This is a genomic window from Streptomyces sp. 2-1 (genome assembly GCF_048564895.1).
Classification (GTDB): Bacteria; Actinomycetota; Actinomycetes; order Streptomycetales; family Streptomycetaceae; genus Streptomyces; species Streptomyces phaeochromogenes.
Window position 1 is genome coordinate 2189472 of the sequence record NZ_CP183383.1, and the last position, 12188, is coordinate 2201659.

At 69.6% G+C, this 12188-nt stretch carries 10 protein-coding genes and 1 riboswitch; of the genes, 3 read left to right on the forward strand and 7 right to left on the reverse strand.

The annotated features are described in order from the left end of the window. Nucleotides 1-31: 31 nt before the first annotated feature. Nucleotides 32-1552 (reverse strand): glutamate--cysteine ligase, encoded by a 1521-nt coding sequence (locus ACN20J_RS09655; protein WP_190232574.1) that lies wholly within the window; start codon nucleotides 1550-1552, stop codon nucleotides 32-34. A 567-nt stretch (nucleotides 1553-2119) separates the two neighbouring features. On the opposite strand from ACN20J_RS09655, the gene ACN20J_RS09660 reads away from it, so the two are divergent. Then, nucleotides 2120-2716, forward strand: a complete 597-nt coding sequence (locus tag ACN20J_RS09660) for a hypothetical protein (protein ID WP_419665714.1) — start codon at nucleotides 2120-2122, stop codon at nucleotides 2714-2716. Nucleotides 2717-3132: 416 nt separating this feature from the next. After that, nucleotides 3133-3336 (forward strand): DUF5999 family protein, encoded by a 204-nt coding sequence (locus tag ACN20J_RS09665; protein ID WP_055615784.1) that lies wholly within the window; start codon nucleotides 3133-3135, stop codon nucleotides 3334-3336. 103 nt (nucleotides 3337-3439) lie between these two features. Here the strand turns inward: ACN20J_RS09665 and gcvP are convergent, their stop codons facing one another. After that, nucleotides 3440-6325, reverse strand: a complete 2886-nt coding sequence (gene gcvP / locus ACN20J_RS09670) for an aminomethyl-transferring glycine dehydrogenase (protein WP_419665715.1) — start codon at nucleotides 6323-6325, stop codon at nucleotides 3440-3442. 186 nt (nucleotides 6326-6511) lie between these two features. Next, a riboswitch (glycine riboswitch) is annotated at nucleotides 6512-6607 on the reverse strand. Between the two features lie 104 nt (nucleotides 6608-6711). Between gcvP and ACN20J_RS09675 the strand changes: the two genes are divergently transcribed. Next, complete coding sequence (locus tag ACN20J_RS09675; protein WP_189845296.1) at nucleotides 6712-7086, forward strand: PRC-barrel domain-containing protein; 375 nt, start codon at nucleotides 6712-6714, stop codon at nucleotides 7084-7086. Between the two features lie 393 nt (nucleotides 7087-7479). Here the strand turns inward: ACN20J_RS09675 and ACN20J_RS09680 are convergent, their stop codons facing one another. The 5 genes from ACN20J_RS09680 to ACN20J_RS09700 form a co-directional block, all read right to left on the reverse strand. Next, a complete protein-coding gene (locus ACN20J_RS09680; protein WP_419665716.1) occupies nucleotides 7480-8886 on the reverse strand; it encodes a DNA polymerase IV in 1407 nt (468 codons plus the stop codon). A gap of 179 nt (nucleotides 8887-9065) precedes the next feature. Then, nucleotides 9066-9698, reverse strand: a complete 633-nt coding sequence (locus ACN20J_RS09685; RefSeq protein WP_079053640.1) for a MerR family transcriptional regulator — start codon at nucleotides 9696-9698, stop codon at nucleotides 9066-9068. Between the two features lie 214 nt (nucleotides 9699-9912). Next, nucleotides 9913-10386, reverse strand: a complete 474-nt coding sequence (locus ACN20J_RS09690; RefSeq protein WP_006123076.1) for a bifunctional nuclease family protein — start codon at nucleotides 10384-10386, stop codon at nucleotides 9913-9915. Nucleotides 10387-10472: 86 nt separating this feature from the next. Then, nucleotides 10473-11207, reverse strand: coding sequence for a MerR family transcriptional regulator (locus tag ACN20J_RS09695; protein ID WP_269653495.1), 735 nt, complete (start codon nucleotides 11205-11207; stop codon nucleotides 10473-10475). 42 nt (nucleotides 11208-11249) lie between these two features. Then, nucleotides 11250-12182: an FHA domain-containing protein gene (locus ACN20J_RS09700; RefSeq protein WP_189845299.1), complete on the reverse strand. Its 933-nt coding sequence runs from the start codon at nucleotides 12180-12182 to the stop codon at nucleotides 11250-11252. Nucleotides 12183-12188: the final 6 nt, after the last annotated feature.

Sequence of the window (12188 nt, forward strand, 5' to 3'; positions counted from 1 at the left end):
CACCGCACCACCACACGTCACCCCGCCGACCTCACCCGAGCGCAACGGCGGGCGCCGGTAACCCGATCGGCCAGGTGTGCACGGGCTCGCCGAGGTGCATCAGCTCGGCGTACCGCTTCGTCGTGGCGGCCAGCGCGACATCCCGCCCCATGCCGCCCTCCAGCGCCTTGTGGAACGTACGGGACTGCCAGGAGGCCCCGTTGACGCCCCGCTTGCAGCGCTCCTCGATGACGCCGAGGTAGAGGTCCCGGTCGGCCGGCTCGACGCCCCACGCGTCCAGGCCCGCCGCCGCGAGCGGCAGCAGCTCGTCCAGTACCAGCTGTGTCGCGGGCATCCGTGTGGTCCCGCCGTACCTGCCGCGTCGCGGCCACTCCAGCCGCGCGTCGATGCCGTGCCGGCAGGCCTGGTCGAAGTTGGTGGCCGCGGCCTCGAAGGGCAGCCGTGTCCACACCGGCCGTGCCTCGCTCGCGAGGGCCCGTACGAGCCCGTAGTAGAAGGCCACGTTGGCGATCACGTCGGTGACCGTGGGGCCCGCGGGCAGTACGCGGTTCTCCACGCGCAGATGCGGGACGCCGTCGTCGATGCCGTACACCGGGCGGTTCCAGCGGTAGATGGTGCCGTTGTGCAGCACGAGTTCGGCGAGCCGGGGCGTACCGCCCTCGTCGAGGACGCTCTTGGGATCCTCGTCGTCGCAGATGGGCAGCAGGGGAGGGAAGTAGCGCAGGTTCTCCTCGAACAGGTCGTACGCCGACGAGATCCACCGTTCCCCGAACCAGGTCCGCGGACGGACCCCCTGTGCCTGGAGCTCGGGCGGACGGGTGTCGGTGGACTGCAGGAACAGCGGGGGCCGCGACTCGCGCCACAGCTCGCGGCCGAACAGGAAGGGCGAGTTGGCGCCCACCGCGACCTGAGCGGCGGCCACCGCCTGCGCCGCGTTCCACACGTCGGCGAAGCGTCCGGGCGTGACCTGGAGGTGCAACTGCACGGAGGTGCAGGCGGCTTCGGGCGCGATGGACGCCGAGGTGCAGGTGAGCCGTTCCACACCCTCGATGTCGAGCCTGAACTCCTCGCCGCGCGCGGCCACGATCTGGTCGTTCAGCAGCGTGTAGCGGTCCACGTCGGAAAGGTTCGCGGAGACCAGGTCGTCACGGGCGAGGGTCGGCAGAATGCCGATCATCACGATTCCGGCATCGACCTCGTTCGCCTTCCGATGGGCATATGCGAGTGACGTGCGCAACTCCTCGGCGAGCCGGTCGAATACACGGCCGTCGAGCCGATGGGGAGCAATGTTTACTTCCAGATTGAACATGGCGAGTTCTGTTTGGAAATCCCGGCTCGCGATGCGCTCAAGTACTTGCGCATTCATCATTCTCGGCATGCCGTCAGGACCGGCGAGATTCAGCTCGATCTCCAGGCCCATCAGATTCTTGGGGCGGTCGAACCGCTTCTCCGCCAGCAGCCGCGCCAGCCCCGCCAGACACTGCTGGAGCTTTTCGCGGTAGCGCTGCCGATCGGACAGACCGATCTGCCCCGCCACGACCTTCTCCCCCATCGAAGTGTCCCTCCTCGACTGGGCAGCCCGACGAACCGGCCGCTGATGTCCCGGGTCACGTGGGATGATGCCCAGGCAACGTGATCGATAACTCCCTGGAACAGACCCCCGGGCGCTACTCCGAACGCGGATACCCACAGGCACATTCACCAGGCATGCGTCAGTGCGCGCTTTCGGCGATCGACCCAGTCGTGAAAAACGCCGACAGGAACCGGCCGTCCACCCCGGTGGCATATTCCGAGGTCATCGACGGGTACCCCTGGAGAACCAGGACCAAACGCTCGTCACGCCGACCGAATTGTCTCTTGCCCTTAATGCGCGGAACGGCTAGACGAAACACCGTCAGAACACGTGTCGTATAAACTCCGCGAACGAGGCAGAGAGTTGGCGTTCGCCATGGTAGGTCCTGCCGTCAAAGTGCCGCCCGCCACGCGGCCGACCCTTCGGGCGAACGACGTCACTTTGACGACCGGATCTTGGGCCCTCGCTCCTCTGACCCGAGAGCTGACAGCGCCGTCCGCCCCCGCCCTCGCGCCACCATGCCTGTCGAATGAGAGGCGACCCACCATGCCGCTGCATGTGCCCCCGGCTCCCGCGCCCGCGTTGCGCACCGTCCTCACCGCCCTCGGTTCCCCCACCGCGGTCCGTGAAGCACGTACCCCGTCCCTGCGCAACGCCCAGGGACCCGCCACACCCGATCTGCCGCTGCCCGTCCACGTACTCGACCGGATCACCCCGGCGGGCACCTCGGCCACCCGCCTCGCCGGGTGGCGCTTCCTGATCCGCTGCAGCGAACGCGCCGTGGCAGCCGCGGAGACGAGGCTGACCCCCGACGGCTGGGCCTTCTCGCACTTCTTCGAGGGCCCGTACGTCACCGCCACCGAGCGCGCCCTGCGCCAGGCCGAGACGATGACCGGGTCGTACCAGGCCCGTCTGCTGTCCGTACCCGAGCTCTACATGCTCACACTCTGGCTGCACGGCGACTGCGCGGCCGACGGCGCCGAGGGCCATCCCGCGGCCACCGACCTCCTGGTGCCGCTGGCTCCCGCCCCACCCGGCATCGCCGCGCACCGACCGCACCGCGTGGCCGAGCTGCTGCCCGTTCTGACCCATCGGCTCACACCGACGCCGACGCCCGCCCCGCTGCTCGGCTCACCCGCCTGAGCGCACCCCTGCTTCCGTGCCCCGCGGCCACACCCCGGCCGCGGGGCACGCCGCTGTGCGGGACGGTGTCGCCCTGAGGACGATGGGGCTTTGGGGACGGTGTGGCTCTGGGGACGGTGTCGCTCGCTGTGACGCCACATCGACTCACCGCACCCCCGGCCCGTCCGGACTAGCCCCATCCGACCATTGCGAACCACCCGAAGAGGCAGCCCAGTTGGAATGAACCGTCCGCACGGGTGATGCGTCATCAACCTGTGAGGAGCGCTGACGCCAAATCCCTGCGGATTGACGCCCGTAGGGCAACACTGGGTTCCGGACCATCTGACAAACGGGGGGCGGCAATGAGCATCAGTTCGAGCCGCGGAACAGACACGACACCGATCACCGACCTCACACCAAAGCGAAAGATCCCATCAATGTGCCAGCACCAGCCACCGTGCCCGACAGCCGACTCCGCCGACCGGGAGGCCGCGCTTCTCGTGGCGCACCACCCGGAGCAGGGATGGAGCCTGCTGTGCAACGGCGTTCTCCTCTTCGAGGACACCGGTGAGCTCCTGCCGGACGGCCGGATCATCGCTCCACATCGCCCTGTGGCACTGGACGTGATGACCGCCGCCTGAGCGGGGCGGTGCACCAAGGGCGGCGGGGCAAGCCGTCCGGACACATGAGGGGCCGGCCCGGGAAGCAATCCCGGAACCGGCCCCGACGCATGTCTGGCAGTGATTACTCTTCGTAGGCGTCCAGCGGCGGGCAGGAGCAGACCAGGTTCCGGTCGCCGTAGGCCTGGTCGATCCGGCGCACCGGCGGCCAGTACTTGTCCGCGGCCGAGACACCGGCCGGGAACACCGCCTCCTCGCGGCTGTACGCATGCTCCCAGGCGTCGCCGAGCGCGGCGGCCGTGTGCGGGGCGTTCCGCAGCGGGTTGTCGTCCGCCGCCCACTCGCCCAAGCCGACCTTCTCGATCTCCGCACGGATGGCGATCATCGCGTCGCAGAACCGGTCGATCTCTGTCAGGTCCTCGCTCTCCGTCGGCTCGATCATCAGCGTGCCGGCCACCGGGAACGACATCGTCGGCGCGTGGAACCCGTAGTCGATCAGCCGCTTGGCGACGTCGTCGACGCTCACACCGGTCGCCTTGGTCAGCGGACGCAGATCGATGATGCACTCGTGCGCCACGAGCCCGCCGGGACCGGTGTAGAGCACCGGGTAGTGCGGCTCGAGACGCTTGGCGATGTAGTTGGCACTGAGCACGGCGACCTGCGTGGCCCGCTTGAGCCCCTCACCGCCCATGAGACGGACGTACGCCCAGGAGATGGGCAGGATGCCCGCCGAGCCCCAGGGAGCGGCCGAGATCGGGCCCACGCCCGTCTCCGGGCCCGCGGCGGGCTGCAGCGGATGGTTCGGCAGATACGGCGCGAGATGGGCGCGTACCCCGACCGGACCGACACCCGGACCGCCGCCGCCGTGCGGGATGCAGAACGTCTTGTGCAGGTTGAGGTGCGAGACGTCGCCGCCGAAGTGCCCCGGCTTGGCAAGCCCCACCAGCGCGTTGAGGTTGGCGCCGTCGACGTACACCTGGCCGCCCGCCTCGTGCACCTGGGCGCAGATGTCGGCGACGTGCTCCTCGAACACCCCGTGCGTCGAGGGGTACGTGATCATCAGCACCGACAGCTCGTCGCGGTGCTGCTCGATCTTGGCCCGCAGGTCCTCGACGTCGATCTCGCCGTCGTCCGCGGTCTTCACGACGACGACCTTCATCCCGGCCATCACCGCACTCGCGGCGTTCGTCCCGTGCGCGGACGACGGGATGAGGCAGACCGTGCGCTGCTCGTCGCCATTGGCCCGGTGATAGCCGCGTACGGCCAGCAGACCGGCGAGCTCGCCCTGCGAACCGGCGTTGGGCTGCAGCGACACCTTGTCGTAGCCCGTGACCTCGGCGAGCCGCTCCTCCAGCTCACGGATGAGCGTGAGGTAGCCCTGCGCCTGCTCGGCGGGCGCGAAGGGGTGCAGCTGCCCGAACTCGGGCCAGGTCACCGGCTCCATCTCGGTCGTCGCGTTGAGCTTCATCGTGCAGGAGCCCAGCGGGATCATGCCCCGGTCGAGCGCGTAGTCACGGTCGGCCAGCTTGCGCAGGTAGCGCAGCATCGCGGTCTCGGACCGGTACTGGTGGAAGACCGGGTGCGTGAGGTACTCGTCGGTGCGCAGCTGCGCGGCCGGCAGCGTGTCCTCCGTCGCCTCGTCCAGCACGGCCACGTCGCCGTCGACACCGAACGCGGCCCAGACGGCGCCCAGTTGGGCCCGCGTGGTGGTCTCGTCGCAGGCGAGGGACAGGTGGTCGGCGTCGACGAGCCGGAGGTTGACCCCGCCCCGGCGCGCCGCCGCGAGCGTCTCGGCCGCCTTGCCCGGCACCCGCACGGTCAGCGTGTCGAAGTACGCCTCGTGGACGACCTCGACCCCGCCGGCCTTCAGACCCGCGGCGAGGATCGTGGCGTACCGGTGGGTGCGCCGCGCGATGGACTTGAGGCCCTGGGGCCCGTGGTAGACGGCGTACATCCCGGCCATCACGGCGAGCAGCACCTGAGCCGTACAGATGTTGCTGGTCGCCTTCTCGCGGCGGATGTGCTGCTCGCGCGTCTGCAGGGCGAGCCGGTACGCCTTGTTGCCGTCCGCGTCGACCGAGACACCGACAAGCCGGCCGGGCAGACTGCGCGCGAACTTCTCGCGCACGGCCATGTAACCGGCGTGCGGCCCGCCGAAGCCCATCGGCACACCGAAGCGCTGCGTCGTACCGACCGCGATGTCGGCGCCGAGCTCACCGGGCGAGGTGAGCAGCGTCAGGGCGAGGAGATCCGCGGCGACGGTGACGACCGCGCCCAGCTCGTGCGCCCGCTCGACGACGGGCTTGAGGTCCCGTACGGCACCGGAGGCGCCGGGGTACTGGAGGAGCACGCCGTTGATCTCGCGCTCGGCGAGCTCGGCCGGAATGCCGTCGCTCAGGTCGGCGACGACGACCTCGACACCGGTCGGCTCGGCGCGGGTCTCGATCACGGCGATGGTCTGCGGCATGGTGTCCGCGTCGACCAGGAACAGGCCCTTCTTGTTCTTGCCCATCCGCCGCGACAGCGCCATGGCCTCGGCCGCCGCGGTGCCCTCGTCGAGCAGCGAGGCCCCGGAGGTCGGCAGTCCGGTCAGCTCGGCGACCACGGTCTGAAAGTTGAGCAGCGCCTCTAGGCGCCCCTGCGAGATCTCGGGCTGATACGGCGTGTACGCCGTGTACCAGGCCGGACTCTCCATGACGTTCCGCAGAATGACGGGCGGCGTGAACGTCCCGTAGTACCCGAGCCCGATCATGGAATCCAGCACCTGGTTGCGGTCCGCGAGGGAGCGCAGCTCGGCCAGTACCTCGGCCTCGGTGCGGGCGCCCGGCAGTTCGAGCGAGTCGGCGTTCTTGATCACATCCGGGACCGCGGTGGCCGTCAGCTCGTCGAGCGAGCCGTACCCCACGTGCGCGAGCATCTTTGCCCGGGCTTCGGTGTCGGGCCCGATGTGGCGCTGCTCGAAGGGGATTCCCTGTTCGAGCTCTGAGAGCGGAATACGATGGGCGGTCATTGCGGAGGCCTCCTGGTCTGACGACCTTCGAGGGCACCACTGCATGGGTGCCCGGACGGCCTCCCCCTCTGTCATCTCAACCTGAGAGCTTCACCGGCCCGCCCGTGAAGGCGCACCGGCTTTCACCGTCGGTGAGAGCGGAACCCGTCCAAAAAACTCGAACACCGCTCTGCTTTCCAGAGTGACCTCGTCCATGCGGTACGTGGGCCTGAGAGATTCCGGGGAGGATTTGCTCCTTCGGCGCCTCCGATGAAGCCTGGAGGACTCTCCCGCACGGGGTCAGCAGCCGTTGCCCAGCGTACCAGCGGGGTTCCCTCGAGTGGCCGCCCTCCTCAAAGTGCTCTTTCGTAGTGCTTACGGATGAGTTGCGAGCAGCTGGAGGGCCCGTGCAGACCGACATCGATCCGCGCAACCTGATAGGCCGCAAGGCGTTCGACCGCAACGGCACCAAAATCGGCACGGTCGACGAGGTCTACCTCGACGACGCGACCGGCGTACCGGAGTGGGCGGCCATACGCACCGGCCTGTTCAGCAGAGACGCCTTCGTCCCTCTGGAGCCCAGCGAGCTGGCCGACGGGGCCCTCCGAGTCCCCTTCGAACGCGCACTGATCAAGGACGCCCCCGACTTCGGCGTGGGCCGCCACCTCTCCCCCGAACAAGAACTCCAGCTCTACCACCACTACGGCCTGGACGTAGCCCCTCCACCCCCCTTCCCGGACCACGACTTCGGCCACCTGGCAGGCAAGGACGACTCCCAGTAGGGGCCCGCCCGTCACCAATGGGGCGAGGGGCGGGGCTGTGGCCTTAACCCGTCTCCAAAGACCCGAGGGCGGCTGCGGCTTTAACCCGTCTCCAAAGGCGCGAGGGCGGCTACGGCTTGGACCCGTCTCCAAAGACCCGAGGGCGGCTGCGGCTTTGACCGGTCTCCAACGGGCGAGGGGCGAGGCTGGCCTTTTTAGGGGCGCGGAGCGACGCTGGCCTTCTTTAGGGGCGCGGGGCGACGCTGGCCCATTTTTAGGGGCGCGGGGAACTGCGCGACCAGCAACGGCGGACCCGCACCCACAAACACACCCCAGCCCCCTCCGCTTTCAGGGGCGCGGGGAACGGCGCACCCAGCCACAACCAACCCGCACCCACAAACAAGCTCACCAAGGTCACCCCTCCCCGCCCGCCGCAGGCGACCCCGCAGGCGCCCCCACATCACCAGGCCGCCGCTCCACCAACGGCAACGGCTCAGCAACCTCCAACAAAGGATCATCGCTCCGAAACGTCCGCACCCGCCCCGGCAAGGACCCCGGCGTCTCGAACCGCACAGTCACCCGCCCCAGCCCACTCCCCTGCACCCACCCGTGCCCGAACTCGGCATGCCGCACATCGTGCCCCGCATGCCACCGCCGCTCCGCAGGGGGCACCGGCTCCTCGACCGCCTCCTCGGTCTCTTCATGCTCCACATGCTCAAGCTCCTCGGCGGAGGCGGCAGCGGCAGCCGTCCGAGCCTGCGCGAAGAGATCCTCCTGCGTGTAGTCGGCGAGCCCCGAGACCCCCACCCCCAGAAGCCGCACGCCGCCCGTGGTGTCCACGGACTCCAGCAACCGCGCCGCGGCCTCCCGCACCACCGCGGGGTCGTCCGTGGGCCCCCTGAGCGTCTCGGACCGGGTCAGCGTCGAGAAGTCGTACCGCCGGACCTTCAGCACGATGGTCCGCCCCGACAGATGCGCACCCCGCAACCGCCCCACACACCGGTCGGCCAGCCGCTGCACCTCCATCCGCACCCGCACCCGGTCATGGATGTCCACGTCGTACGTGTCCTCGACGGACACCGACTTGGTGTCCCGCTCGGCCACCACGGGCCGCACGTCATGCGCGAGCGCCATGGCGTACAGCGCGACCCCGTGGGCCTTCCCCAGAAGCCGTACGAGCTCGTCCTCGCCCGCCTCGGCGATCTCCCCGACCGTGGTGATCCCGGCCCGCCGCAGATGGTCCCCCGTGGCGGGCCCCACGCCCGGCAGCGTGCGCACGGACATGGGGGCGAGCAGTTCCCGCTCGGTGCCCGGCTCTATCAGCACGAGCCCGTCGGGCTTGGCCTGCTCGGAGGCGATCTTCGCGACCATTTTGGAGGCGGCGAGCCCCACGGACCCGGTCAGCCCGGTGACGGTCCGGATGTCTCCACGCAGCTTCACCCCGGTCAGCCGCGCAGACTCCGCGTCCCAGGCCGTCTGGCCGGCCTCCAGGTCCACGAACGCCTCGTCCAGGCTCAGCGGCTCCACCAGGGGCGACAGATCCCGCAGCAGAGCCATCACCTGCTCGCTGACCTCCCGGTACAACCCGAAGCGGGGTACGAGATACGCGGCGTTCGGCGCCAGCCGGCGGGCCTGCGCCATGGGCATCGCCGAATGCACCCCGAAGACCCGTGCCTCGTACGAGCAGGTCGCCACCACGCCCCGCGGCCCGAGCCCGCCCACGATGACCGCCTTCCCGCGCAGGCTCGGCTTGGCCGCCTGCTCCGCCGAGGCGTAGAAGGCATCCATGTCGAGATGCAGGATCGTGGGCGCGGTTCTCACATCTCCGATGCTGCCCTACGCCACTGACAATGCCCCGGCACGACCTGTGGACCGCCACGAAACCGGACCGCCCGCACGCCGAGCGACGGGCGCAAGGCGGCGGGCAGCAGGTACCAGGCGGCAGGATCTGACGGCCCGGACAGGGCCCGAGCCGGAAAACTCAGCCGGCGCCCGCCGGCTCAGACCGCACGATTACGCCGCCGCGCCAGCTCGTCCGCCGGATTGGGCCGGACAAGTGTCTCCCCCGTGTCGACACGCTCCCCGTGCAGCTGTGAGAGGGCGCTCTCGACGTCCCGCCAGACCACGCCCACCGCGATCCCGAAGATGCCCTGTCCGCCCTGGAGGAGCGCGTGGACCTCGTCGGGCGAGGAGCACTCGTAGACCGTCGCGCCGTCGCTCATCAGCGTCATCCGCTCCAGGTCCCGGAACCCGCGCTCACGCAGGTGCTGGACGGTGGTGCGGATGTTCTGCAGCGAGACCCCGGTGTCGAGGAACCGCTTGACGATCTTCAGGACGACGACGTCCCGGAAGCTGTAGAGCCGCTGCGTCCCCGACCCGTAGGCGGCCCGCACGCTCGGCTCGACGAGCCCGGTTCTGGCCCAGTAGTCCAGCTGCCGGTAGGTGATGCCCGCGGCCGCGCAGGCCGTGGGCCCCCGATAACCGACCTCCTCGGACGCCACCTCGCCGTCCTCGGGCACCGCTGTCGGCCGCTGTACGTGATCGGCCGCGCTGCTGTGAAGCGGGTACGGGCTGCTCTCCCCCAGACCGGGTCCGGGGGCACCCCCAGCCGTACCGTCGCCGCTGCTTCTCACGCCGACCTCCGTCCTTGACCTGCCTTCTCGACGGTAGGCAGCCACCGGGGGTGCGTCAACGACCGCCACACTCGGCACGCCGAGTGATAATCACCCTAGGAGTGGTTTCCCGTGTCCCACCGCGGGGAAAGGCTAGCCGAATGATCTCGGGACGACCGCCGCACGGCCTGTCGTCCGGCGGTCCCGGAGGGTCACCGGAGCGCCTAGGCGAAGGTCACTGGCTGTTGGTCCCGAAGTCCTCGGGCGAGATCTGGTCGAGGAACTCGCGGAACTTCTCCACCTCGTCCTCCTGCTCGTCCGGGATCGCGATACCGGCGTCGTCCAGCACCCCGTCGCTGCCGTAGATCGGCGTCCCGGTGCGCAGCGCGAGCGCTATGGCGTCGGACGGCCGGGCACTGACCTCGACCCCGCTGGCGAACACCAGCTCCGCATAGAAGACGCCCTCCCGCAGGTCCGTGATGCGCACCTCGGTGAGCTCCTGGCCGACGGCCTCCAGCACGTCCTTGAACAGGTCGTGGGTCAGCGGTCGCGCGGGGGCCATGCCCTGCTGTGCGAAGGCGATCGCCGTCGCCTCCCCCGGCCCGATCCAGATGGGGAGGTAACGGTCGCCTCCCACTTCACGCAGGAGCACGATCGGTTGGTTGGAGGGCATTTCGACCCGGACACCTACGACGTCGAGCTCGTTCACACAGCAACCCTAGGCCGTGCCCGGCATCTTTGGGTAGTCGGGCACGGATTGGGCGCCCGATCCCGCGCTCCACGCGACCCACCGGGTCAGGGCAGCCGCACCCCGAGCGCGGACTGCACCAGCGCGGCGTGCAGCTTCACCGCGAGCCCCGCCAGCTCCTTGGTCTGCGCCTCCGCGTGCGCCCTGGTCTGCGGATTGCGGTGACGCCGCAGCGGGGCCACGACCTGGTCGACAAGGCCGGCCTCACGGTCGGCGGCGGCCTTCACGGCACGCAGATGGCGCGGCTCGATCCCGAACCGCCCCAGTTCCACGACGAGACCCGCCACCGTCACCGCCTCGGCGTCGTAGACCCCCTCCGGCAGCGGTGTGATGAGCCCGTACGACTCCCACTCCTCGAGCTCCTGCTCGCCGATCTCCACGGCGGCCAGCAGCTCGGCACGCCCGATCCGGGCCACTGTGGGCCCCTCGGACTCGCAGAGCACCTCACCGTCGCGCTGGCGGCCCACGGACGGCAGCGGCACCGCCTCACCGCGCTCCACGGCGTCCAGGTGCTCGCGGATCACCTTCAGGGGCAGATAGTGGTCCCGCTGCATCCTCAGGACGTGCCCGAGGCGCTCGACGTCGCCCGGGCTGAACTTCCGGTACCCCGACGGTGTCCGCTGCGGCTCGATGAGCCCCTCCGACTCCAGGAAACGGATCTTGGAGATGGTGACTTCGGGGAACTCGTCGCGCAGCACATTGAGCACCGTGCCGATGCTCATCAGTCCGTTGTCCATGGCGGCGGTGCCGTGGCCGACACCGCCGCTCGGTGTTCGAAGCATGGACCTTCCTGAGGGTCCCCCCGGACCAGGTCCGGGGGCGGGTCAGATACCCCGCTGGCTCGCGTAGAAGACCAGCCGGTACTTACCGATCTGCACCTCGTCGCCGTTCGCCAGCGGGACCGAGTCGATCCGCTCCCGGTTGACGTACGTGCCGTTGAGGCTGCCTACGTCCGCCACCGTGAACGAGCCGTCGGAAACGCGACGGAACTCCACATGGCGGCGCGACACGGTCACGTCGTCCAGGAAGATGTCGCTCTGCGGATGACGGCCGGCGGTGGTCAGCTCGCCGTCCAGCAGGAAGCGGCTGCCCGAGTTCGGCCCGCGGCGCACCACCAGGAGCGCCGAGCCGAGCGGCAGCGCGTCCACGGCGGCCTGCGCCTCGGGCGAGAGCATCGGCATCTGCGTCTGGCCGGTGACCTCGGCGTCGTAGGCCTCGAGGCCCGAGATGGAGATCGTCGAGGTGGTCTCCGACGGACGCTCGGGGGTCGCCCCGGCCCGCAGCGGAGCGCCGCAGTTCGAGCAGAAGCGACTCGCCTCCGCGTTGCGGTTACCGCACCTCGTACACACCAGGGCCGACATCGACGGATCCTCCTGCCGCGGCTGCCCCGTGGGGGCGTTGGACGCATACGGGTCGGAGCCGAAACCTATGCGTCCCGACTGGGCAGGGTCAACAGACGGCGCGCCCTGACCACCGGAAATGTCACCACCAGGACCACCGACCTGATCGCGGAACAGCGGGCGGTCCCCCTGGTCCTCGCCCTCCGCGGGGCGTGCGCGATGGCGGGCAGTCGCGTTGTCGCTGCCCTCTCGCGCGCTCTTGCCGAACAACTTCGAAAACAACTTCACGGGCGATTCCCCTTGACCGAAACAGACCCGCCCGTGGGGCAGGACGAACCCTGATTGCACACACCGGCCGAGCCGGACACCCTCACAACGTCCGTATCCACCAGACAGTTTCCACCACGCACCACCCATTCGGTG